At 37.5% G+C, this 22,778-nt stretch carries 24 protein-coding genes; 15 read left to right on the forward strand and 9 right to left on the reverse strand.

The window, feature by feature from the left end; all coding sequences use genetic code 11:
- Nucleotides 1–5: 5 nt before the first annotated feature.
- Nucleotides 6–722: a hypothetical protein gene (locus O1Q79_RS10240; protein WP_386692252.1), complete on the reverse strand. Its 717-nt coding sequence runs from the start codon at nucleotides 720–722 to the stop codon at nucleotides 6–8.
- Nucleotides 715–1,857, reverse strand: coding sequence for a glutamine-hydrolyzing carbamoyl-phosphate synthase small subunit (carA, locus tag O1Q79_RS10245; protein ID WP_386692254.1), 1,143 nt, complete (start codon nucleotides 1,855–1,857; stop codon nucleotides 715–717). Before carA ends, O1Q79_RS10240 begins: the two co-directional genes overlap by 8 nt.
- Before the next feature lie 266 nt (nucleotides 1,858–2,123).
- Here carA and O1Q79_RS10250 point away from each other — a divergent pair, with 266 nt between their 5' ends.
- Complete coding sequence (locus O1Q79_RS10250) at nucleotides 2,124–2,873, forward strand: VacJ family lipoprotein (protein ID WP_386692256.1); 750 nt, start codon at nucleotides 2,124–2,126, stop codon at nucleotides 2,871–2,873.
- Nucleotides 2,874–2,898: 25 nt separating this feature from the next.
- Nucleotides 2,899–3,393 carry a YfbU family protein gene (locus tag O1Q79_RS10255; protein WP_132300022.1) on the forward strand — a complete coding sequence of 165 codons (495 nt, stop codon included), beginning with the start codon at nucleotides 2,899–2,901 and terminating at the stop codon, nucleotides 3,391–3,393.
- Between the two features lie 97 nt (nucleotides 3,394–3,490).
- On the opposite strand, the gene O1Q79_RS10260 is transcribed toward O1Q79_RS10255, so the two are convergent.
- On the reverse strand, nucleotides 3,491–5,026 hold the full coding sequence (locus tag O1Q79_RS10260) for a YifB family Mg chelatase-like AAA ATPase (RefSeq protein WP_386693394.1): 1,536 nt from the start codon (nucleotides 5,024–5,026) through the stop codon (nucleotides 3,491–3,493).
- A gap of 96 nt (nucleotides 5,027–5,122) precedes the next feature.
- Nucleotides 5,123–5,749, reverse strand: a complete 627-nt coding sequence (gene yihA, locus O1Q79_RS10265) for a ribosome biogenesis GTP-binding protein YihA/YsxC (protein WP_386692260.1) — start codon at nucleotides 5,747–5,749, stop codon at nucleotides 5,123–5,125.
- 323 nt (nucleotides 5,750–6,072) lie between these two features.
- Here yihA and O1Q79_RS10270 point away from each other — a divergent pair, with 323 nt between their 5' ends.
- The 7 genes from O1Q79_RS10270 to O1Q79_RS10300 all read left to right on the forward strand — a co-directional run bounded on the left by O1Q79_RS10270 (nucleotide 6,073) and on the right by O1Q79_RS10300 (nucleotide 14,757).
- A complete protein-coding gene (locus O1Q79_RS10270; protein WP_386692262.1) occupies nucleotides 6,073–7,062 on the forward strand; it encodes an arabinose ABC transporter substrate-binding protein in 990 nt (329 codons plus the stop codon).
- A 92-nt stretch (nucleotides 7,063–7,154) separates the two neighbouring features.
- On the forward strand, nucleotides 7,155–8,642 hold the full coding sequence (gene araG, locus O1Q79_RS10275; protein WP_386692264.1) for an L-arabinose ABC transporter ATP-binding protein AraG: 1,488 nt from the start codon (nucleotides 7,155–7,157) through the stop codon (nucleotides 8,640–8,642).
- Nucleotides 8,643–8,660: 18 nt separating this feature from the next.
- Entirely contained in the window at nucleotides 8,661–9,629 is a 969-nt protein-coding gene (araH, locus tag O1Q79_RS10280) for an L-arabinose ABC transporter permease AraH (RefSeq protein ID WP_386692266.1), read from the forward strand.
- A gap of 9 nt (nucleotides 9,630–9,638) precedes the next feature.
- Nucleotides 9,639–10,490 carry an arabinose operon transcriptional regulator AraC gene (gene araC / locus O1Q79_RS10285; protein WP_386692268.1) on the forward strand — a complete coding sequence of 284 codons (852 nt, stop codon included), beginning with the start codon at nucleotides 9,639–9,641 and terminating at the stop codon, nucleotides 10,488–10,490.
- A 131-nt stretch (nucleotides 10,491–10,621) separates the two neighbouring features.
- Nucleotides 10,622–12,208 carry a xylulokinase gene (locus tag O1Q79_RS10290; protein WP_386692270.1) on the forward strand — a complete coding sequence of 529 codons (1,587 nt, stop codon included), beginning with the start codon at nucleotides 10,622–10,624 and terminating at the stop codon, nucleotides 12,206–12,208.
- 10 nt (nucleotides 12,209–12,218) lie between these two features.
- Entirely contained in the window at nucleotides 12,219–13,706 is a 1,488-nt protein-coding gene (araA, locus tag O1Q79_RS10295; RefSeq protein ID WP_386692272.1) for an L-arabinose isomerase, read from the forward strand.
- Between the two features lie 454 nt (nucleotides 13,707–14,160).
- Nucleotides 14,161–14,757, forward strand: coding sequence for a transposase (locus O1Q79_RS10300; RefSeq protein ID WP_386692274.1), 597 nt, complete (start codon nucleotides 14,161–14,163; stop codon nucleotides 14,755–14,757).
- Nucleotides 14,758–14,883: 126 nt separating this feature from the next.
- Here O1Q79_RS10300 and tpiA read toward each other — a convergent pair whose 3' ends face one another.
- Nucleotides 14,884–15,654: a triose-phosphate isomerase gene (gene tpiA / locus O1Q79_RS10305; RefSeq protein WP_386692276.1), complete on the reverse strand. Its 771-nt coding sequence runs from the start codon at nucleotides 15,652–15,654 to the stop codon at nucleotides 14,884–14,886.
- A 182-nt stretch (nucleotides 15,655–15,836) separates the two neighbouring features.
- Between tpiA and O1Q79_RS10310 the strand changes: the two genes are divergently transcribed.
- A complete protein-coding gene (locus O1Q79_RS10310; protein ID WP_386692278.1) occupies nucleotides 15,837–16,274 on the forward strand; it encodes a GNAT family N-acetyltransferase in 438 nt (145 codons plus the stop codon).
- On the opposite strand, the gene yggU is transcribed toward O1Q79_RS10310, so the two are convergent.
- Both yggU and O1Q79_RS10320 read right to left on the reverse strand, forming a co-directional pair.
- Entirely contained in the window at nucleotides 16,266–16,553 is a 288-nt protein-coding gene (gene yggU, locus O1Q79_RS10315; RefSeq protein ID WP_153985101.1) for a DUF167 family protein YggU, read from the reverse strand. The two genes, O1Q79_RS10310 and yggU, sit on opposite strands and share 9 nt — an antisense overlap.
- A gap of 33 nt (nucleotides 16,554–16,586) precedes the next feature.
- On the reverse strand, nucleotides 16,587–17,159 hold the full coding sequence (locus O1Q79_RS10320) for a YggT family protein (protein ID WP_386692281.1): 573 nt from the start codon (nucleotides 17,157–17,159) through the stop codon (nucleotides 16,587–16,589).
- Between the two features lie 178 nt (nucleotides 17,160–17,337).
- Here O1Q79_RS10320 and O1Q79_RS10325 point away from each other — a divergent pair, with 178 nt between their 5' ends.
- From O1Q79_RS10325 to O1Q79_RS10345, 5 genes are all read left to right on the forward strand, one after another.
- Complete coding sequence (locus O1Q79_RS10325; RefSeq protein WP_153985102.1) at nucleotides 17,338–17,592, forward strand: succinate dehydrogenase assembly factor 2; 255 nt, start codon at nucleotides 17,338–17,340, stop codon at nucleotides 17,590–17,592.
- A gap of 101 nt (nucleotides 17,593–17,693) precedes the next feature.
- A complete protein-coding gene (gene rpoE / locus O1Q79_RS10330) occupies nucleotides 17,694–18,269 on the forward strand; it encodes an RNA polymerase sigma factor RpoE (RefSeq protein WP_132302830.1) in 576 nt (191 codons plus the stop codon).
- A 44-nt stretch (nucleotides 18,270–18,313) separates the two neighbouring features.
- Complete coding sequence (locus tag O1Q79_RS10335) at nucleotides 18,314–18,880, forward strand: sigma-E factor negative regulatory protein (RefSeq protein WP_153985103.1); 567 nt, start codon at nucleotides 18,314–18,316, stop codon at nucleotides 18,878–18,880.
- Nucleotides 18,881–18,969: 89 nt separating this feature from the next.
- Complete coding sequence (rseB, locus tag O1Q79_RS10340; protein ID WP_386692284.1) at nucleotides 18,970–19,929, forward strand: sigma-E factor regulatory protein RseB; 960 nt, start codon at nucleotides 18,970–18,972, stop codon at nucleotides 19,927–19,929.
- A gap of 11 nt (nucleotides 19,930–19,940) precedes the next feature.
- Entirely contained in the window at nucleotides 19,941–20,375 is a 435-nt protein-coding gene (locus tag O1Q79_RS10345) for a SoxR reducing system RseC family protein (protein ID WP_386692286.1), read from the forward strand.
- A gap of 415 nt (nucleotides 20,376–20,790) precedes the next feature.
- On the opposite strand, the gene O1Q79_RS10350 is transcribed toward O1Q79_RS10345, so the two are convergent.
- Together O1Q79_RS10350 and O1Q79_RS10355 are read right to left on the reverse strand one after the other, a co-directional pair.
- Nucleotides 20,791–21,543 (reverse strand): esterase family protein, encoded by a 753-nt coding sequence (locus tag O1Q79_RS10350; protein WP_386692289.1) that lies wholly within the window; start codon nucleotides 21,541–21,543, stop codon nucleotides 20,791–20,793.
- A gap of 15 nt (nucleotides 21,544–21,558) precedes the next feature.
- A complete protein-coding gene (locus O1Q79_RS10355) occupies nucleotides 21,559–22,737 on the reverse strand; it encodes an acetyl-CoA carboxylase biotin carboxylase subunit family protein (protein ID WP_386692291.1) in 1,179 nt (392 codons plus the stop codon).
- Nucleotides 22,738–22,778 lie beyond the last annotated feature (41 nt).

Here is a 22,778-nt window from a genome sequence, read left to right on the forward strand (position 1 = left end):
TTTACTTATTCGTCATCTTTATCAATAAAACCAATTTCTTTTAGTAGCATTTTACCTAAATGGGTAATATAAATGGTTCCTTCTGGCTCTCCTGTCATACGATCAAAAATAGGCATTCTAGTTTTTGAATCAACTTTAATTCGTTTTTTTAGTAGTCCTAATCGTTCTAAATGAACTTTATAACTATCTTGTAAGGATGCCAAATTTTGCTGTTCTACAGGAGCATTTATATAATGTCTTGCTAATGTAAGTACATTTTCATGGCGTTTTCGAAATTCTTCATCACCGCCAAAATATGGTTTTAAATAAAATCGTAACCAAATAATCTCTTCATCATTCAATTCTGATAGTAATCTTAATAAATATCTATGGCGTTCAATGTTAGTCTCATCATCAGTTAATCCATTAACAATGAGAGATGCTATATATTCACGTCTATCGCTCGTAATAACTCTAGACGCTTGAATAAAACTATCTTCAATTAGAATAAGATATGGGCTATCAGCATTCTCGCATATATTCACAATATCTATTTCAATAGCATCTAATTTTTCTGATAGTTTTTGTATATAAGCTACAATGCGATCTATTCGTTGATTAGGAATAATATTTGTTATTTCAGATAAAAGAGAGCCAATATAAGGAATTGCTCCTAATGCTCCTCTTAATAAGAGCGTAGTCTTATCAGTAATGTTCGATTTTAATGTATTAATATCATTCATATTTTACCATTTTCATTTCATCAATAAACCGATCAAACAAATACGCCACATCATTCGGTCCAGGGCTCGCTTCGGGATGTCCTTGGAAAGAGAATGCCGCTTGGTCGGTGAGTTCAATGCCTTGCACGGAATTATCAAACAGGGAACGGTGCGTGACACGAACGTTAGCTGGTAAACTGTGTTCATCCACTTCAAAGCCGTGATTTTGGCTGGTGATTAACACTTTGCCACTGTCTAAATCTTGCACTGGGTGGTTTGCCCCGTGGTGTCCGAATGGCATTTTTTTGGTTTTTCCGCCTGCTGCCAAGCCTAACAGTTGATGTCCTAAACAAATGCCAAACAGCGGTTTTTTGCTTTTCAAGAATGTTTGAATGGCGGCAATCGCATAATCACAAGTTTCAGGGTCGCCCGGTCCGTTGGATAAGAAAATTCCGTCTGGATTTAAGGCAAGCACCTCTTCGGCAGGCGTTTGAGCAGGAACGACCGTGATATTACAGCCCCGTTCGGCGAGCATGCGTAAAATATTGCGTTTTGTGCCGAAATCATAGGCGACAATGTTAAATTCGGGGTTTTCCGCTTCAATATAGCTTTTGCCTAGTTGCCACTCGCCTTGTGTCCAAGGGTAGGTTTCGGCACTGGTGACTTCTTTGGCTAAATCTTTGCCTGCCATTGAGCCGAAACTTAAGGCTAATTCCAAGGCTTTTTTCTCGTCCGCTTCGGTTAAATTTTCGCCTGTTAAAATGCAGCCTGCTTGTGCGCCTTTGTCACGCAAAATGCGGGTTAAACGGCGAGTGTCAATGTCGGCAATCGCCACCACATTATGGGCTTTTAAATATTGATCAAGGCTTTGATTGGAGCGGAAATTGCTGTGAATTAAAGGTAAATCACGAATAATTAAGCCCGCCGCAAACACTTGATGACTTTCAAAATCTTCAACGTTGCAACCTGTGTTGCCAATGTGGGGATAAGTTAAGGTGACGATTTGTTTAAAATAAGAAGGGTCGGTTAAAATTTCTTGATAGCCGGTCATGGCAGTGTTAAAAACGACTTCGCCGATAGTGTGACCTTCAGCACCGATGGATGTGCCGTGAAAAACACTACCGTCAGCAAGCACGAGAATGGCTTGTGCGGACATAATTGCTCCTGAATTGTATGGTTGAACACTTACAAATATTCATTAACCTAAGATTGTTTATGGATAATCTCTAGATGAATTAATTAAATTCGGGCTATTCTATCAAGCTCGGATCATCTTGTAAAGTTACAAGAATATATATTTATGCACTATAAGTGAATTAATATTCACATTATGCAGATTTTTAGCTAAACTGCAGTAAATTTTTTTGTAGATTCCGCTTAACTCATTTACAATAGACAAAAATTTATTTGAGAACAAATCAGATGAAAAAAACTGCAATATTATCCACCGCACTTTGTAGTATCGTTTTATTGAGTGGCTGTACTAACACGCTTGATCCTGTGACAGGCGAACGCAATGATCCACTACAAGGTTTTAACCGTACCATGTGGGATTTTAACTATAAAGTGTTAGATCCTTATCTATTAAAGCCCGTAGCGAAAGGCTGGGATGCTTTGCCTAGCCCACTGACTACAGGCATCTCCAATGTCGCCAATAACCTAGATGAACCGGTCAGTTTTGTTAACCGATTATTGGAAGGTGAGGGTAAAAAAGCCATAGTACATTTTAATCGTTTTGTGATTAATTCAACCTTTGGTTTAGGCGGTTTAATTGACTGGGCAAGCTACAGCGATCCACTCAAAATTGAAAATCAACGTACTTTTGGGGACACCCTTGGCAGTTATGGTGTAGAGCCGGGCGCCTATGTAGTGTTACCCGTATATAATGCCACTACGCCACGAGAATTAACCGGTTCGGTGGTGGATACCGCTTATACCTATCCATTCTGGCACTGGGTTGGTGGCGCATGGTCATTAGTCAAAACCGGCATTCAAACCGTCGATACACGAGCCAAAGCTATGGATAAAGAGGCGTTACTCGATCAGGCACAAGATCCTTATATCACGTTCCGTGAAGCCTATTATCAAAATCTTGAATATAGAGCCACTGATGGCAATGTTAAAGTAAAAGAAACGGGATTATCAGAAGATGATTTAAACAGTATAGATTAAATAAGAATTAAATAAGGAATTTATTATGGAAATGACATCAACTCAACGCTTAATTTTAGCTAATCAATATAAATTAATGGGTTTACTTGAACCAGAAAGCAAAGCAAAATACAGTCGTTTAGAAACGATTGTAAAGGGCGGTTTTGCGCGTGAATTAAAAGAATTAGATCAGGAGTTTAGCAATATTTCACTAGAAGAATGCCAAACTGTTCTTGATACCTTAGAAATGTACAAAGCCTTGCATGTTTCTTACAATAATTTATCCGACAAAACTACTGTCACCCCACACCGCTTACAATTCGTGGGCTATTGTGCAGTGCGTGAGAAAAAATATTTAAGCTACTTGCGTTTTATTACAGGTGTAGAAGGCAAATATCAAGAATTTATGCGTTGCGAACATGGCTGTGATTCACAAACCCCGATGTGGGATAAATACATCAAAATGCTGGATGAATGGCGTAACTGCCCGCATGGTTATCATTTAAGTATTCAGGAAATCCAGAATATTTTAAATGCGTAAAAATTAGCGAAAAAATACCGCACTTTGCTTAATGAGATCATAATAAAAGTAAAGTGCGGTTTATTTTTTATCTGTTTTATACCAATATAAACTTTCATTATTCATGTAACTTCAATAATAACCGATCCATAGTACGATACCCCAATGCTTCCGCTAAATGGGTTTGCGTAATTTGTTCCGACTCTGCTAAATCTGCAATAGTACGAGAAACCTTGAGAATACGATGATAAGCTCGTACCGATAAACCGAGTTTAGTTAGCGCATTTTCCAAAAAAATCGCATCTTTTTGTAATAACGGGCAATAACGTTCAATTTCTTTGCTGGTTAAATGAGCATTCACTTTACCCTGCCGAGCGAATTGTCTTTCGCGTACCTTAACAATTTTTAACCGCACTTGTTCGCTGCTTTCACCCCGATCTTGTTGGCTTTGTAACGCACCCTGTGGTAACAAGGGGACTTCAATAGATAAATCAAAACGATCTAAAAAAGGTCCTGATAACCGATTCAAATAACGGATAATTTGTTGTGGTGATGTGCGATTGTGCGATCCTTGATAATGCCCTGTTGGGCTTGGATTCATGGCGGCAACTAATTGAAATTTAGCGGGGAATTGAATCTTAGCGGTGGCACGAGAGATAACTATTTCACCACTTTCTAAGGGTTGGCGTAACGCATCTAATACTTTACGTTCAAATTCTGGCAATTCATCTAAGAACAGAATGCCATTGTGAGCTAATGAAATTTCGCCAGGTTTTGGGATCGATCCGCCACCCACTAACGCAGGCAAAGATGCACTATGATGTGGGCAACGGAATGGGCGTTTCTTCCAATTGGCAAAATTCAGTTCATTTTGAATCAGGCTAGTCACAGAGGCGGTTTCTATGGCTTCTTGATCACTCATTTCGGGCAAGAGATCGGTTAATCGACTGGCAAGCATGGTTTTGCCAGTCCCTGGGGGACCTAATAAAAGTAAGTTATGTTGCCCAGCAGCGGCAATGGTTAAGGCTCGTTTGGCATGATGTTGCCCGATAATATCGGTTAAATCTTTGCTATTTTGCACCGCACTTTGCTTGGCATTTGACCTAATTTGGTCTGCCATTTGACTAGCCGTTGGCAAATTTAATTGCTTGTCGAGAAACTGCACCACTTCTAACAGTGAATTTGCGTAATAACTGTCGTGTTCTGAGATGAGAGATGCTTCATTGGCATTTTGCGGGGCAATAATCATGGTTCTTTTCGCTTTCTGAGCCGCTAAAATAGCAGGAATAACCCCTTGCACACCACGTAAATTCCCCGTTAATGCCAGTTCCCCAAGAAATTCAAATTGACGTAATTGTTCCGCATTAATTTGCCCTGATGCTGCCAAAATCCCCAACGCTATCGGCAAATCAAAACGTCCCCCCTCTTTAGGTAAATCTGCTGGGGCAAGATTAACGGTAATGCGTTTTGGTGGATATTTAAATTGTGCATTAATCAAGGCACTTCTCACGCGATCCTGTGCTTCTTTCACGGTTTTTTCTGGTAATCCCACTAGCACAAAATTTGGTTTACCATTGCTAATATGGACTTCGATGGTCACAAGGGGGGCTTGTACCCCGATAGAGGCACGGCTATAAACAATGGCTAACGACATGACTTTTCCTTTTAAATAACAAATCAGAAAAATCATAAAAAAATCCACCGCACTTTACAAAAATGACGGTGTATTTTTGGAATAGAGATCACAAAATTAAGGATTTTCAGTGGCAAAAGCAGGACTAAACCATTCATTTAACTTGGCGGACAAACGATCTATGCCGATTTTATTGAGTGCTGAAAATGGCTCAACTTGAACATCTCCCTGAAAGGGTAAAATCGCTTCACGCACCATTTTTACGGTTTTTGATCTGGCACTTTGGCTAAGTTTATCTGCTTTGGTGAGTAATAATAGTACAGGTAATTCCGATGCGACAGCCCATTCAATCATTTGCTGATCTAAATCTTTCAGCGGATGGCGAATATCCATTAAAATCACTACGCCTTGCAAACATTCTCGTTTCTGTAAATATTCCGATAAAGACTTTTGCCATTGCAATTTCATCTGTTCAGGGACAGCAGCATAACCATAACCGGGTAAATCCACGAGTTTACATTGCGGTTCCACTTCAAATAAATTAATTAACTGCGTCCGCCCTGGGGTTTTTGATGTACGAGCCAAGTTTTTTTGGTTGGTTAAGGCATTAAGTGCGGTGGATTTTCCCGCATTTGAACGCCCTGCAAAAGCGATTTCAATTCCCGTCTCTTCGGGGAGTTGCGTAATATTCGCTGCACTGGTGAGAAAGTGGGTTTTGTGATAGTTTAATTTTATTTCAGACATGGATTTTCTCTTTTTATCTTATTTGAACTTGTTTTTTGATGCTAAGCATACCTGATAATCAAGAAAATAGCACGAAACAGCGTATTTTTCATATAAGACATCATAAATTTTTATATTTCACACAGGTTTTTTTAGCTCAATATATGGATAATATTGCTATAAATTTAAACTGTGATCTAGATCACTTTTTCATTCATTTTAATTTTGTAATATAACCCTAAATCAGAATTTCAAACTTTATCAACTAAGCATTATCTAATTGATAATTAATGTAATATCTATCCATAGGAGAACTTAATATGAAATTCACTAAAAGAACGTTTATGAAATCACTTCTTGCTGTATCTGTTTTAGGTTTTGCTGGATTAAGTAGCTTACCAGCATATTCCAGCACGGAAGATCCTTTAAAATTAGGTTTCTTAGTGAAACAGCCTGAAGAACCATGGTTCCAAACCGAATGGACATTTGCGGATAAGGCTGCCGCCGATTTGGGCGATGTGAAAATTATCAAGATTGCGGTGCCTGATGGTGAAAAAACCTTAAACGCTATTGATAATTTAGCCGCTAATGGTGCGAAAGGTTTTGTGATTTGTACGCCAGATCCAAAACTTGGACCGGCGATTATGGCAAAAGCCAGATCTTATAAAATGAAAGTCATTACTGTTGATGACCAATTCTTAAATGCTGCGGGTGAACCGATGACCCAAGTGCCATTAATTATGATGGCGGCAGAAGAAATTGGTCAACGTCAAGGTCAAGAACTTTACAAAGAAATGCTTAACCGCAAATGGGATGTGAAAGAAACCGCAGTGCTTGCAATTACAGCAGATGAATTAGATACCGCTCGTCGCCGTACTGAAGGTTCAATTTCAGCATTAATTGCATCAGGGTTCCCTGAAAAACAAATTTATAAATCACCAACTAAAAGTAATGATATTCCAGGTGCATTGGATGCCGCCAATTCCATGTTAGTACAACATCCTGAAGTGAAAAATTGGTTGATTGTCGGTATGAATGACAATACGGTATTAGGTGGTGTGCGTGCCACCGAAGGTCAAGGCTTTAAAGCGACAAATGTGGTGGGTATTGGTATCAATGGTACGGATGCCGTTAATGAATTATCTAAACCAAATCCAACCGGTTTCTTAGGTTCATTATTACCTAGCCCAGATGTTCACGGTTATAGAAGCGTTGAATTATTGTATAAATGGGTCAAAGACGGTGTTGAACCTGAAAAATTTATTGCTATCGGCGATCCTGTATTTTTAAAACGTGAAAACTTCAAAGAAGAATTAGCGAAAAAAGGACTTTAATCTCCCTATTGTTGGATTTCTCTTGGCACCATTGATGCTTACATCGTTGAGAGAAATCCAACCATTCAATGTTATTTATAAGGAGAAACTCCATGCAAATTCCTTATTTAGAATTTGATAACATTACCAAAATATTTCCTGGCGTTAAAGCACTACAAAATGTGTCATTTAAATGTTATGAAGGTAAGGTTCATGCTTTAATGGGCGAAAATGGGGCGGGTAAATCGACCTTATTGAAAATCCTAAGCGGTAACTATTTACCCACCGAAGGAAAATTACATATCGGTGGACGAACTATGACGTTTCGTAATACCAAAGAAGCCTTGTTGGCTGGGATTGCGATTATTTATCAAGAATTGAATATCGTGCCTGAAATGACGGTGGCGGAAAATTTGTGTTTAGGGCAATTTCCTCATCATTTGGGTATAGTGAATCAAAAGGCGTTAATCGAACGGACGCAGCAATATTTAGATAAGTTAGATCTGAATATTGATCCTAATACCCCATTAAAAGAGCTATCCATCGGTCAATGGCAAATGATTGAAATTGCCAAGGCCTTAAGTCGGGGAGCAAAAATTATTGCCTTTGATGAACCGACCAGTAGTTTATCTGCACCTGAAATTGATAAATTATTTCAAGTGATTAATGAATTGAAAGCTGAAGGCAAAGTGATTTTATATGTTTCGCACCGAATGGAAGAAATTTTCCGTATTAGTGATGAAATCACCGTATTAAAAGACGGACAATTTGTGGAAACTTTCAGTGATTTGAGCAAAATCACTAATGATGATTTAGTGCGGAGCATGGTGGGACGTAATCTTGGTGATATTTATCATTATCGCCCAAGAGAAACCGGTGAAACTCGGCTAAAAATCACCGCACTTTCTGGCACAAAATTGAAAGGCGACTTTAATTTATCCGTTAAAGCAGGGGAAATTCTCGGTTTATTTGGATTAGTCGGCGCCGGGCGTTCAGAATTACTGAAAGTGATCTTTGGTGCGGATCCGATGACACAAGGCTCAATTGAATTAGACGGTAAACAATGCGTGATTTCTACCCCAAAACAAGCCATTGAACAAGGTATTGTGCTTTGTCCAGAAGATCGTAAAAAAGAAGGGGTTATTCCAACGGCGACGGTAGCTGAAAACATTAATATCAGTGCCAGACGTTCACATAATTTGTTTAAATTTATTATTAATGAAAAATGGGAAAAACAAAACGCAGAACAACAACGTCAACAAATGAACGTGAAAACCCCATCTATTGAGCAGTTAATTGTGAATTTATCTGGGGGGAATCAACAAAAAGCCATTCTTGGACGTTGGTTATCGGAAGATATTAAAGTGCTGTTGCTTGATGAACCTACAAGGGGGATTGATGTGGGAGCGAAATCAGAAATCTATGATTTGATTTTCAAATTAGCTGATGAAAAATTGGCGATTATCGTGGTTTCGAGTGATTTACCTGAAGTAATTGGCGTGGCGGATAGGATTATGGTCATGCGAGCAGGGAAAATGACTGGTTGTGTTGAACGTTCACAAGCCACTGAAGAAAAAATTTTAAAACTGGCAATGGTTTAACCATTTTGGAGATGTATAATGAATACGACAACTCAAACAAGAAATTCGACAATTTTATCCAAAATTTGGAATGCTTACGGCATGTTACTGATTTTCGCTGTGATTTTTATCGCATCCTGTATCTTTATTCCTAACTTTGCGACAGTCATCAATATGAAAGGGCTAGGGCTTGCTATTTCCATGAGTGGAATGGTATCTTGTGGGATGTTATTTTGCTTGGCAGCACGTGAAATTGATTTATCTGTCGCCTCGGTGATTGCCTGTGCAGGCGTCGTCACCGCAGTGACATTGAATGCCACACAAAGCCTATTTTTAGGTATTGCAGCCGGTTTAGGCTTAGGGGCAATGATTGGATTAATGAACGGATTTGTCATTGCTAAACTTAAAATTAGTTCATTTATTAGTACCCTTGCTACCATGCAAATTGCACGTGGCTTAGGTTATATTATTTCTGACGGTAAAGCGGTGGGGATCACTAAAGAAGAATTTTTTGATTTAGGCTATCAAGATTTTCTCGGTATTCCGTTGCCAATTTGGTTCACCATTATTTGTATTGCTATCTTTGGTTTCTTACTTGGTCGTACAACATACGGACGAAATACCTTAGCCATTGGTGGTAATGAAGAAGCCTCTCGTTTAGCAGGGATTAATGTTGATCGGACTAAATTGCTCATTTTTGTAGCATCAGGGTTAGTTTCGGCGTTAGCTGGTGTGATTCTTGCTGCTCGTATGACAAGTGGACAACCAATGACCTCCATTGGTTTTGAAATGACTGCCATTTCAGCATGTGTACTGGGTGGGGTTTCCATGAGCGGTGGCGTTGGTAAAATTTCCTTTATTATTGCAGGGATTTTGATTTTAGGTACAATTGAGAATGCCATGAACTTACTCAATATTTCACCGTTTGCACAATATGTGGTGCGTGGTCTTATCCTATTAATTGCGGTGATTTTTGATAAATATAAACAAAAATTTATTAAATCATAAGGAAAATGCATGCAATCTTCTCCTGCTCAACAAGATAATCCTTTATTACCGGGCTATAATTTTAATGCTTATTTAGTCGCAGGAATGACGCCGATTGTGGCAGGGGAAGAGCTAGATTTTACCATTAACCGACCTAACGGCATGAAAGGTTATATTATTAATTTAACCACTGATGGTATTGGGACAATTTTTCAAGGAGAAGATCAATTTAATTGTGCTACTGGTGATTTACTGTTATTTCCGCCTAACGCCGCCCATTATTATCACCGAGCAGAAAATAGCCCCTTATGGCATCATCAATGGATTTATTTCCGTCCTCGTGCGTTGTGGAAAGATTGGCTTAATTGGAGTGATACCGTCAATCACGTTGGGCGATTAACCATTACCGATTGCAACGAATATCAACGGATTTTGGCATTATTTAAACAAATTGAACGAGAATATCGGCATAAGGGGTTGTTTTATGAAGAAATGTCGATGTGTTTATTAGAACAATTATTACTGACTTGTTTTAAACTCGATCCGTCTAATAAACAGCGAATGTTAGATCCCAGAGTGTTATCCGCTTGTCATTTTATTACCGACAACTTAGGGCAAAATCATAAAATTACGGACATTGCCAACGCTATTCATATTTCTCCCTCTCGCCTTGCCCATTTATTTGTCCAACAAACAGGTAGTTCTATGATTAAATGGCGAGAAGAACAACGTATGATTAAAGCCCAGCATTTACTCCATACATCGAATGCCCCGATTTATCATATTGCTCGCACATTGGGCTATGACGATCAACTCTATTTCTGCCGTTTATTCAAACGCCACACAGGGTTAAATCCGTCAGAATATCGTAATTCTCGTTAAAATGTGATCTCGTTCACATTTATTTTTATCTAGCTATTTAATCCATATAAACAGCATATTGACCTCTTACTTTTGGTTAATTTTAAGATTATTCTGTGTGTTAAGTTATTTTATCAAAGAGAGAATAATCTATGGAAAATACAGCGAAATATATTCAATCTGGGCAAGCGGTGTTGGGGATTGAATTTGGTTCAACACGGATTAAAGCCGTGTTAATTAACCAGCAAGGTGAGATTCTTGCTACTGGTATTGCCGATTGGGAAAATCATTTTGACAATGGCATTTGGACTTATTCCAAAGCTGAAATTTGGCAAGGTTTGCAGCAATCTTATGCGGATTTAACTCAACAGGTTCAAGATAAATATCAAGTAACCTTAACTCAGTTGGCGGCAATTGGCATCAGTGCCATGATGCACGGTTATTTACCTTTTGATAAACAAGATAATTTGCTCGTACCATTTCGAACTTGGCGGAATAATTTTACGCAAAAATCTTCGCAAAAATTGACCGCACTTTTTAACCATAATATTCCGCAACGTTGGAGCATTTCCCATTTATATCAAGCAATTTTGAATAATGAACCACATGTTGCTCAAATTGATTATTTCACTACGTTGGCAGGCTATGTGCATTGGCAATTAACCGGCGAAAAAGTATTGGGGATTGGGGATGCTTCTGGCATGTTTCCGATTGATAGTGAACGGTTGGACTATGACCAAACCATGTTACAACAATTTGATGAATTGATTAGCGAAAAACACTATCCTTGGCATATTAAAGCACTATTACCAAAAGTATTATTAGCAGGTGAAAATGCCGGTTTTTTAAGCGAGAAAGGTGCAAAATTACTTGATCCTGCTGGCAATTTGCAAGCTAACATTCCATTTTGCCCACCGGAAGGGGATGCCGGAACAGGCATGGTTGCTACGAATAGCATTAAGGAAAAAACCGGCAATATCTCCGCTGGAACGTCTGCCTTTGCCATGATCGTGTTAGAAAAAGCTTTGTCAAAAGTCTATCCCGAATTGGATATTGTCACCACACCAATGGGCAAGTTAGTGGCAATGGCACATGCAAATAATTGCAGTTCAGAAATTAATGCTTGGGTACATTTGTTCAATGAAGTGCTACAAACCTTTGATGTGAATGTAAATTCCCAAACTCTCTATGAAACCTTATTTAATCAAGCCTTAAAAGGATCGTCCGATTGCGGTGGCTTGCTTGCCTATGGCTTCCACTCTGGCGAACATATCATGGGTTTAGGATCAGGTTGCCCGATGTTTATGCACCCTACGCAATCCGAGTTTAATTTGGCGAATTTTATGCTTTCGCATCTTTATGCCGCCTTTGGAGCGATGAAATTAGGCGTCGATATTTTATTGCAACAAGAGAAAGTCAATATTGAACAAGTACTCGCCCATGGCGGTATGTTCAAAACCCAAGGTATCGCACAAAAAATCTTGGCATCCGCATTAAATATCCCTGTTGCCACCATGCAAACTGCAGGTGAAGGGGGAGCCTGGGGAATTGCGTTATTGGCTAATTTCTTAGGCAAAAATTCATCATTAAGCGAATATTTAGATCATGAAATTTTTACCCAAAGTGAACGCCAATTAATCCATCCTGATGAAGACATTCATCAAGGCTATGAGAAATTTATTAAACAATATCAACAAGGTATCGCTATTGTACAAACAGCGATTGAACATATAAAATAGGAGAATAATTATGCAATTCTTAAAAAATTTAGAAGTCTGGTTTATCGTGGGTAGCCAACATCTTTATGGTGAAGATGCTTTGGCTGAAGTGAAACAACATGCGGAGCAAATTGTAACGCATTTAAACAACCAAAATCCGTTTATTAAAATTAAGTTACAGCCTTTAGCCACCACGCCCGATGAGATTTTAACTATTTGCCAACAAGCCAATAATCAACCTAATTGTGTGGGATTAATGGCGTGGATGCACACTTTCTCACCTGCCAAAATGTGGATTGCAGGGCTAACCCAATTAAACAAACCTTTATTACAATTTCATACCCAATTCAATCAACATATTCCTTGGCATGATATTGATATGGATTATATGAATTTACATCAAACCGCTCACGGTGATCGTGAATTTGGTTTCTTAGTTTCTCGTTTACGCAAAGCCAGAACCGTTCTGGTTGGGCATTGGAAATCCCTTGAAGTGCAACAAAAATTAGATCGTTGGTTACGTGTGTGTGCCACGATTTATGATCAACAACACCTTAAAATAGCTCGCTTTGGTGATAATATGCGACAAGTCGCCGTGACCGAAGGGGATAAAGTGGAAGCCCAAATTAAATTTGGTTACAGCGTCAATGGCTATGGTGTGTATCAATTAGTCGATGCAATTAATCAGGTGGCGGATGCTGATGTCGAAAAATTAGTACAGGAATACGAGCAATCTTATACCTTAGTGGATAGTCTAAAAGAAAATGGCGAAAAACGTACCGCACTTTTTGATAGTGCCAGAATTGAACTGGGTTTAAAAGCCTTCTTGGAACAAGGTGATTTCCACGCATTCACGGATACGTTTGAAAATTTAAATGGCTTAAAACAACTACCCGGCTTACCAGTCCAACGCTTAATGGAGCAAGGTTATGGTTTCGGTGGTGAAGGCGATTGGAAAACAGCCGCCTTAGTGAGAGCTATTAAAGTGATGAGTTATGGTTTGCCAAAAGGCTCATCTTTTATGGAAGACTACACTTATCACCTTGATGAAAATAATGAATTAGTGTTAGGTGCACACATGCTGGAAGTTTGCCCGAGCATCGCTAATGATAAACCAATCTTAGACATCAAGCCATTAGGTATTGGCGGTAAAGAAGACCCAACTCGTTTAATCTTTACCGCAAAAACCGGCAAAGCCGTTAATGCTACCATCGTAGATATGGGTAATCGCTTTAGAATGATCGTGGCAGATTTAGATGCCGTAGATAAACCACAATCCATGCCAAATCTTCCTGTCGGACACGCTTTCTGGCAACTAAAACCGGATTTTGATATTGGTACGCAAGCATGGGTATTAGCTGGTGGAGCTCACCATAGTGTGTTTAGTTTAGATATTGATGCTGATATGTTACGCACCTTTGCCGAATATTTTGATATTGAATTTATTCATATTCATCAAGATACAAAATTGGCAGAGTTGAAAAATGAATTGCGTTGGAATGAATTAGCTTATCGTTAAATAATAAGGCATAATGGACAAAAAGGATGTTACAAACTATCCCATATAGTTTTTGGCATAGTAGACAAAATAGTTGGTAAAAAGTGGGTTAAAGCCTTATAGTAATTGGCTTTAACCCACTTTTTTGAATTATGAATAAAAAATTGCCCTTTTTGCCAAAATCCGTCAATTCAGAGATATGGCATTCAAAATAATATTCAACGCTATAAATGCACATCTTGTAATAAAACTTTTTCCTTAACAAAGAAATTAAATCCAATTAAAATTTGGCAAGATTACACCGAAGGAAAACAATCTTATAAACAACTTGCCGAGAAATATCATTGTTCAGTAAGAACGATTCAAAGATATTTATTAAAAGCCCCTAAAACCCCGTTAAATTCGCCACAAAACCATTATTTAAACTTAATTATAGATAACCTTCTTTGGTAGAAAATTTGGCATAATGGTCTTTATGGATTTACATACAAAAAAGGTCATTTATCATCAAATAGTGAAAACAGAAAAATCTGTTTATTATGCCGTGGCAATAAATAAATTCAGAGAAAAAGGCTATGTAATACAATCAATTACCTGCGATGGTAAAGGTGGATTGTTGAAAGACATTTTTAACACACCAATCCAGTTATGCCAGTTTCATCAAGTGGCTATAGTCACGAGAAAATTAACCATGAATCTAAAATCAGAAGCAGGTAAAGCCTTCAAAGGATTAGTCACTCAATTAAAATCAAGCCTAAAAAATGAATTTTATCGTGAATTACATGATTGGTATTTAAAATATAAAGAGTATATTAATGAACGGTCTGAATATCCAAATGAAAAAGGTTATTATCCATTTAAACATCGCAAATTAAGAAGTGCTTATAGGAGTTTATTACGTCATCAAGATTATTTATTTACCTTTGAGAAATATCCTGAATTAAATATGGATAAGACGACAAACCGCATAGAAAATTTATTTGGTAAACTTAAAGGAAAACTTATTGTTCATCACGGATTATCTAAGAAGAATAATATTATGTTTATAAAGGATTTTTTAAATAATAGTTGATTCTAATTATTAAAAATAATCAAAACCAACTATTTTGTCTACTATGCCTACAAATTATCTGTCCAACTTCTGGCGAGCAGATCAATCTGCGGTTAATAATCGCATTTTATTACTTATTTCATATAATTATGCTTTTGCCACAGCCGCTGCTTTCACAATTACTGCAAACGCAGGTGCTTTTAATGATGCTCCACCAACTAATGCACCATCAATATCTGGTTGAGTAAATAACTCTGCTGCATTGGCATCATTTACAGAACCACCGTATTGAATAATCACTTGATCGGCTACAGCTTGAGATTTTGCTGCAATATGATCACGAATAAATTTATGCACTGCTTGAGCTTGAGCTGGGGTCGCAGATTTACCTGTTCCAATTGCCCAAATTGGTTCATATGCAATCACCGCACCATTAAAGGCTTCTACACCTAATGCATTAATAACCGCATCAATTTGTCTTGCGCAAACTTCTTGCGTTTTGCCGGCTTCATTTTCGGCTTCGGATTCACCGATACATAATACTGGAACTAATCCAGCTTCTTTCAACACACCAAATTTTTTCGCAATAAATTCATCACTTTCTTTGTGATATGTACGACGCTCCGAGTGACCAATAATAATATATTTCGCCCCAAAATCTTTTAACATCGCAGTAGAAATATCACCGGTAAACGCCCCTTGCACATTAATATCCACATTTTGTGAACCTAACGCAATTTCACTACCGGCCAATGCAGCTTCCGCTTCGGCTAAATACATGACTGGTGGTGCAATCGCCACGCCACAACCTGTTACACCTTGAAGTTCTTTTTTCAAACCTTCAATTAATTCTTTGGTAAATGCTTTACTACCATTTAATTTCCAGTTACCCATAACGAGTGGTTTACGAACTGCCATTTGAATTCTCCATATAAATTAATCAAAATGAATAAACTTAATATAACAAATTTTTAGCCCGATTTTTGTTTTTTTTCATCTTTTTTTGATCTAACAGGTGATTATTCTCAAATTACAAGGTACAATCTACTGTATAAATTTGTTATTTTTTAATCAATCCTAACCTATAAACATCTAACATTATGCGTATTTTCAAAGCTGAACAATGGAATCTCGCCGTATTACTTCCACTATTTGAAGAATACCGTTTATCACACGGCATGGCAGAAAATCCGGAAAGAACTCATCAATTTCTTAATAACCGGATTCGTTTTAGTGAAAGTATTTTCTTCTTAGCTCTTGATAACCAACAAAAAGCGGTCGGCTTTATTCAACTCTATCCCCGTTTATCATCCCTACAATTACAACGCTACTGGCAATTAACCGATATTTTTGTGCAAAATAATCCTCAAAAAACCGAAATTTACACCGCACTTATTGAAAAAGCGAAAGAATTTGTGTGTTTTACTCAAGCCAAAATGCTCACCGTAGAACAGGAGCAACACCCGCAATATATTTTAGAAATGGAAGGCTTTAAACGCAATCCGCAAAAGGCAGTGTTTGAATTAAGTTTAAATTAACGAAATAATCTCAGACGGAATAGTCTTCGGATCAGGAATAAATACCTGCTTATGTCGATTCAATTCGCCTTTTTCTAACTGAATCATACTTTTTGGCACTTTAAATAATTTACTCAAATATTTCAACAAATGCACATTCGCCGCCCCATCAATAGGTGGTGCTGTAATGCTGATTTTTAATTCATCAGCATGTAATCCTATGATCGCATCACGACTGGCTTTAGGTTGCAATAAAATCCGTAACCGCAAGCCATTTGCTGTTTGTTCTATTGCGGACATAAAAATCTCAGCCAATCGCACCGCACTTTTACTTTACACAATTTTCCAAATACCATAAGGAATAATGTCATACATCACTTTATCTAACCAAAACAGCACAAACGCCAATATCATGGGGGAAAAATCAATCATCCCCGTTTTCGGTAATAGACGACGAATCGGACGCAAAACCGGCTCGCCTAATTGATATAATAAGTAAGACAAAGGATCATTGCCCCGTCTAAACCAACTTAAAATTGCGCCGATAAAAATTACATATAAAATCATCTCACCCCAAATTTTTATGACAGTCAATATACCAACAACGGTAAACAAACCGAAATTTTCCACTACACCGTCAAATGACCATTTTCCCCCCAAGATAGCCAATAAAGGATATTTAACCAAGCCTACTACGAAGACAAAAATCAACGCTGCAATATCCATATTTTTACGTGGTTTAAAAGTCTTACGTATTGGATTTAACACCGGATCCGTCAATTTCACTACAGCTTGTGAAATTGGGTTATAAAAATCTGCCTGACAATATTGCAACCACATGCGAAACATGACGACCAGCAGATACACGCCTAAAATACTGTTCACTAAATATTGAATTGAATTCATTGATTGACCCCGAAATAACGTTTAATTAAAGCTAAAGATAAAGGTTAACTAAAGGAAAATCAAGGGAAAAGACATTTTCCTTACAATCTAACCACTCTCATGATCACTAAAGTGCGGTTTATTTTTCTTTATTTTTTATTTTTCGTTATAATACCTCGATAATAAATAGGAATAAATTATGACAAAATACAATAAACTTCGTATTGAGTGGGATTGTCGCCGTGGGATGTTGGAATTAGACAAGGTGATTATGCCCTTTTATCAACAACATTTTGATGGACTAAGTGAGTGCCAAAAACAGAGTTTTATTCGTTTATTGGCTTGCACAGACTTGCAGCTTTTTTCTTGGTTTTTCAATCGCAAACCAGCGATAGATACGGAGTTGCAAGCAATGGTTGACTATATTCATCGGACATTGCAGTTAAGCAATTAGCTTTTTTTCGTACCTTTTTTAAAATGTTTGAACTTTTTAGAAAACGGTTGCTCTAACCAATTATAGTGCTTGTTGTTTTATCGCAAGCCACAAGAGATAATATGACTGAACAGATTACCGATCAGGCTTTAGTAGAAAGAGTACAGCAAGGGGATAAGAAAGCCTTTAATTTGTTGGTTTCTCGTTATCAAAACAAGGTAGCAGGCTTATTAACACGTTATGTACCACGCAATGATATTCCCGATGTGGTGCAAGAATCCTTTATCAAGGCATATCGCTCAATGGATTCTTTTCGTGGTGACAGTGCTTTTTATACTTGGCTTTACCGAATCGCAGTGAATACTGCAAAGAATTATTTGACGGCACAAGGTCGCCGTCCGCCGAACGAAGATATTTTAGCAGAAGATGCTGAAAGTTACGATTCAGGCACGAATTTACGTGATGTGGATACGCCAGAGAATGAGTTACTCTCAGCGGAATTAAAAAAGATTGTTTTTGATACGATCGAGAGTATGCAAGAAGAACTGAAAACCGCCATTACATTACGTGAGCTAGAAGGGTTGAGTTACGAAGAAATTGCCGATATTATGGATTGTCCAGTGGGTACTGTACGTTCTCGAATCTTCCGAGCAAGAGAAATTATTGAAAATAAAATTAATCCGCTGTTACAGCGATAACATCCGTAGCAACGGCAAACTAAACAATTAATTGGGGTATTATTATGCAAAAAGAGTTACTTTCCGCCTATATGGACGGTGAACAAGTAAGTAACGAATTCACTGCTACATTGTGTCGTGATGGCGAATTACAACAAAGTTGGGCGAATTTTCATACCATTCGTTCTGTGATTCGTGAAGAAAGTGCAGTCTTTTTAGGCTCGGATTTTACAGCGAAAATGGATGCGTTAATTGATGCGGAAACACCGTTACAAATTTCACAGCCAACACCAGACGAAGTGGAAACCTCACCGTTTATGCAAAAATTAAAAGCCATGTTTGCGCCGTTAACACAAGTTGCCGTGGCAGCTGGAGTGTGTTTAGTCGCCGTATTAGGTGTGCAAACGTTTAACGCCAGCCAAACGGAGAAATCTGCTGATACCCCCGTATTACAAACTTTACCATTTAATAATGGTGTACAACAAGTAAGCTATAATGCGCCAAGTAAAGATGTCATCACAAATGAGCAAATCGAACAGAAAAATAAACGGATGGGCGCCATGTTGCAAAATTACGAATTGCAACGCCGTCTACACGCTGACGGTGTGAATTTAGGTCAACATCAAAAATAATTTATATTTGTTCTCTGATCACCACCGTTTGCGGTGGTGATTTTGTTTTAAATGAATGATAATATAAAAATAAACGGTGGAGTTGTTCAATGTTAAAAATTATCAAAAATCTAACCGCGCTTTCATTACTACTCAGTTTGCCTAGTGCCGTATTGGCGCAAGAAAATCTTACCCCACAACAATTAGTGACATCAATGACTAAAGCTCAAACCGAATTAAACTATCAAATTTCTTTTGTGCAAACTAATCTAACAGATTTGCAAGCTTTTCGTTATAAACACGTTAATTTAGACAATAAAAGCTACGCTCAATTAACCACTTTAGAAAGTAGTCAACAAGATATTATTCGTCGCGACAACTTGGTCAGCTATTTCCAAAGTAATTTCACCCCGTTTACTATTCAATCTAATCATATTATCGATTATTTACCAAATATCTTATCGGCTAACATCGAAAAATTCGCAGAAAACTATGATTTTTCTGCCTTGGGACGTAATCGTGTGGCAGATCGTTTAGTACAAGTGATTAGAATTATGCCAAAAGATGATTTCCGTTATCAATATGTACTGTTCATTGATGAAGAAACCCATTTATTATTACGTAGTGATCTGATTGATCGCAATGATAATTTACTGGAAAGTTTCCATGTGGTGAATTTGTATATTGGTGATGAAATCAAGTCATTAGTGGAACAATTAAATGCGGTTCATTTTCCGCCGTTACTCACCGATGAATCAAATGAAAAACCGTCGATTACCAGTTGGCAGACAAAATGGTTGCCTAAAGGCTTTACTTTAGTGAGTGAAAATGCTGATCCAGAAGATATTGATGGTAACAATATTATTGAAAGCCGCTTATATAGCGACGGATTATTTTCCTTTACTATTTATGTAGCAGATAAAATTATCAATGGAAATCAAGATAATCTCTGGCGACAGGGAATGAATACCATCTATAGTGAAAATATCGGAGATAAAGAAGTGACATTAATTGGTCAAATTCCATCTGCTACCGCAAAACGTATTGTGCAAGATTTACAATTTAAATAAAGGATTAAGTAATGATTAAAGAAAGTGCTGTAGTAATTGATTATCAACCAGGTGTGGCAACAGTGAAATGCCAATCACAATCAGCATGCGGAAATTGCACTGCGAAATCTGTTTGTGGTACATCAGCACTTTCTGAATTAACGGGTGAACCCGGTGAACATATTTTTATCTTAGAAACCATTACACCGCTAAAAATAGGGCAAACCATTGAAATTGGATTAGAAGAAAGATCACTCCTATTTTCCGCATTATTGCTTTACTTTTTACCATTATTAACGATTTTAGTCACCGCCTTTATTGGTGAAAAATTGTTCCAACACGAATTAATCAATGCGATTTTTATCTTTTTTTGTACCGCAGTTTCCTTTGTAGCAGTGCGTTATTATGCAAAAAACGTACAAACAAAATCGTCGTTTAAGCCGATTTTGTTGAGAATATTAGCATAATACTCTACTCACATTAAAAATTGGCATAGTAGACAAAATAGTTGGTAAAAAGTGGGTTAAAGCCTTATAGTAATTGGCTTTAACCCACTTTTTTGAATTATGAATAAAAAATTGCCCTTTTTGCCAAAATCCGTCAATTCAGAGATATGGCATTCAAAATAATATTCAACGCTATAAATGCACATCTTGTAATAATAGTTGATTCTAATTATTAAAAATAATCAAAACCAACTATTTTGTCTGCTAGGGCATAGTGTATAAAAAACTGCCAACTATTTTGTCTACTATGCCTTTTCTAGCAATACGCTTATCTACTATGCTCTTTTACCAACTATCTTGTTTATAATGGCGATACGAGAAACATTGTAACGTTTATTAACCTTGTACATAAATTCAAGGTTAATACTAAATCAGATTAAATAATCCCTTGTTCTTCTAGCTTACCTAAGAAAAACGGCATTTGTACTCGCCACCAAGGCCAGTCATGATCTACATCACTACCCCAGAAATCAAACCAAGCACTAATAGCTTTGCTATCAAAAACTTGTTGTAAACGTGATGTATCAGCGATATGCTGTTCCTCCCAAGCGCCTTGACCGACCGCCACTACATAATGATTTTGGCGATAACGTGCTAAAAACCACTCATCATTTTGATTTGCTACATAATCAATCGGTGAATTAAAATACACTGCTTGATCACTACCAAAATCGCCCGTAAAGAAACGAGCATCGTACACGCCACTCAGGGCAATAGCCGTATCAAATAAATCTGGATGACGTAAGGCAAAATTAATTGTATGGAATGCTCCCATACTACAACCGGTAGCAATCATGGCTCCATTCCATTGTGATTCATGACGAATTAATGGTACGAGCTCATGGACAATATAACGATCATAAGCGTTGTGAGCTAATGCCATATCATGGGCACTTTTCCATGTTGCTAACCAAGATTCGTTATCATAAGAATCTGGTGTATAGAATTTAATTAAGCCACGTTCAATAAAAGAACGGCAAGCATCAATCATGCCAAAATTGCCGTATTCATTTTGGTTTCCACCTGATGATGGAAATACAATAACCGGCTTACCAGCATGACCATACACATTAAAGTGCATTTCACGCCCTAACTCACCACTCCAATGACTTCTTCTTTCAAAATGCATAGTTTTATTCCTGTATTATTGTTTTTTCTGGGCAAATTGCACGATTTCACGCATTTTCTCAATGCTCTCTGCACGAGCTAAAATGCCATGTTCCCCCATGATTTTAGCAAATACTCCCGGCACGGTTTGGACACTAATAATATTGTCAACAAATTTCTCACACACTTGTTCAATGGAATGAGCATAATTTTGATTGGCTTTACGAGAAATATACACCACATTCCAAGGATGCGTAATGTTTGTATAAAATTTATTTTCTGTCACCACATTAGCGTATTCTTTGAAAACGTCAAAATCATTCGCATAATTCCACATATCAATAGTCAAACCACCTGGTGGACGGCAGTTAATTTCTAGTGGTAAAAATTCACCTGTTTTCTTCACACGAAAAAATTCAAAGTGGAAGAAACGCTCACGTACACCGAAGGCATCTACGCATTGTTTGCCTAATTTGATTAATTCAGGCGAAATATCACGAGGAACATAATAGAACATATCACCATCTTTTTCGACGGTGTCTAATACAGCTTCAGAATATTCAAGGCTAGAATAGAATACGATATTACCATCATGATCAGTTAAGCCATCAAAGGTTACAATATCACCATCAATGAATTCTTCCATAATGTATTCAACTTGCGGATTCTTGTAAGTAAAAAAGGATTCTAATTCATCCGCACTTTTGATTTTGTAAGTATCACTTGCCCCGACACCAGAATTTGGTTTAATAATAACGGGGAATTTCAGTTTGTTAGCTAATTTACGAGCCTCATCATCATTTTGGAAGACTTGTCCTTTAGCTACTTTTAAACCTGTTTGGCGAAAAACTTCTTTCATTTGTGCTTTGGTTTTAATGGCTAACATATCTTCATTTTTATAACCAAAAACATTGAAATCAGTACGCAATTTTGCATCTAATTCAAGCCAGTATTCATTATGTGATTCTACACGATCAATACGACCGTATTTATGTGCAAAATATCCCACCGCACGATAAACCTGATCGTAGTCTTCCATATTATCTACACGATAATATTCCGTTAAAGCATGGCGTAAATTTTCACTAAGTTGTTCATAAGGTGTATCAGCAATCCCTAAGGTATTAATGCCTTTTTCTTTCATTCGCACCGCAAAGGTTTCGAAGTTCGTTGGAAAGTGAGGGGAAATCATGACAAAATTGAGTGGTCTAGACATAGTATTGTTCCCTTGATAAATAAAATTGATAGACTGGATTT

The organism is Lonepinella sp. MS14434, from assembly GCF_042468235.1.
Classification (GTDB): domain Bacteria; phylum Pseudomonadota; class Gammaproteobacteria; order Enterobacterales; family Pasteurellaceae; genus Lonepinella.

Coding starts and splice junctions, on each gene's coding strand:
- O1Q79_RS10240 (WP_386692252.1), bottom strand. CDS start 722: ATGAATGATATTAATACATTAAAATCGAACATTACTGATAAGACTACG.
- carA (WP_386692254.1), bottom strand. CDS start 1,857: ATGTCCGCACAAGCCATTCTCGTGCTTGCTGACGGTAGTGTTTTTCAC.
- O1Q79_RS10250 (WP_386692256.1), top strand. CDS start 2,124: ATGAAAAAAACTGCAATATTATCCACCGCACTTTGTAGTATCGTTTTA.
- O1Q79_RS10255 (WP_132300022.1), top strand. CDS start 2,899: ATGGAAATGACATCAACTCAACGCTTAATTTTAGCTAATCAATATAAA.
- O1Q79_RS10260 (WP_386693394.1), bottom strand. CDS start 5,026: ATGTCGTTAGCCATTGTTTATAGCCGTGCCTCTATCGGGGTACAAGCC.
- yihA (WP_386692260.1), bottom strand. CDS start 5,749: ATGTCTGAAATAAAATTAAACTATCACAAAACCCACTTTCTCACCAGT.
- O1Q79_RS10270 (WP_386692262.1), top strand. CDS start 6,073: ATGAAATCACTTCTTGCTGTATCTGTTTTAGGTTTTGCTGGATTAAGT.
- araG (WP_386692264.1), top strand. CDS start 7,155: ATGCAAATTCCTTATTTAGAATTTGATAACATTACCAAAATATTTCCT.
- araH (WP_386692266.1), top strand. CDS start 8,661: ATGAATACGACAACTCAAACAAGAAATTCGACAATTTTATCCAAAATT.
- araC (WP_386692268.1), top strand. CDS start 9,639: ATGCAATCTTCTCCTGCTCAACAAGATAATCCTTTATTACCGGGCTAT.
- O1Q79_RS10290 (WP_386692270.1), top strand. CDS start 10,622: ATGGAAAATACAGCGAAATATATTCAATCTGGGCAAGCGGTGTTGGGG.
- araA (WP_386692272.1), top strand. CDS start 12,219: ATGCAATTCTTAAAAAATTTAGAAGTCTGGTTTATCGTGGGTAGCCAA.
- O1Q79_RS10300 (WP_386692274.1), top strand. CDS start 14,161: ATGGATTTACATACAAAAAAGGTCATTTATCATCAAATAGTGAAAACA.
- tpiA (WP_386692276.1), bottom strand. CDS start 15,654: ATGGCAGTTCGTAAACCACTCGTTATGGGTAACTGGAAATTAAATGGT.
- O1Q79_RS10310 (WP_386692278.1), top strand. CDS start 15,837: ATGCGTATTTTCAAAGCTGAACAATGGAATCTCGCCGTATTACTTCCA.
- yggU (WP_153985101.1), bottom strand. CDS start 16,553: ATGTCCGCAATAGAACAAACAGCAAATGGCTTGCGGTTACGGATTTTA.
- O1Q79_RS10320 (WP_386692281.1), bottom strand. CDS start 17,159: ATGAATTCAATTCAATATTTAGTGAACAGTATTTTAGGCGTGTATCTG.
- O1Q79_RS10325 (WP_153985102.1), top strand. CDS start 17,338: ATGACAAAATACAATAAACTTCGTATTGAGTGGGATTGTCGCCGTGGG.
- rpoE (WP_132302830.1), top strand. CDS start 17,694: ATGACTGAACAGATTACCGATCAGGCTTTAGTAGAAAGAGTACAGCAA.
- O1Q79_RS10335 (WP_153985103.1), top strand. CDS start 18,314: ATGCAAAAAGAGTTACTTTCCGCCTATATGGACGGTGAACAAGTAAGT.
- rseB (WP_386692284.1), top strand. CDS start 18,970: ATGTTAAAAATTATCAAAAATCTAACCGCGCTTTCATTACTACTCAGT.
- O1Q79_RS10345 (WP_386692286.1), top strand. CDS start 19,941: ATGATTAAAGAAAGTGCTGTAGTAATTGATTATCAACCAGGTGTGGCA.
- O1Q79_RS10350 (WP_386692289.1), bottom strand. CDS start 21,543: ATGCATTTTGAAAGAAGAAGTCATTGGAGTGGTGAGTTAGGGCGTGAA.
- O1Q79_RS10355 (WP_386692291.1), bottom strand. CDS start 22,737: ATGTCTAGACCACTCAATTTTGTCATGATTTCCCCTCACTTTCCAACG.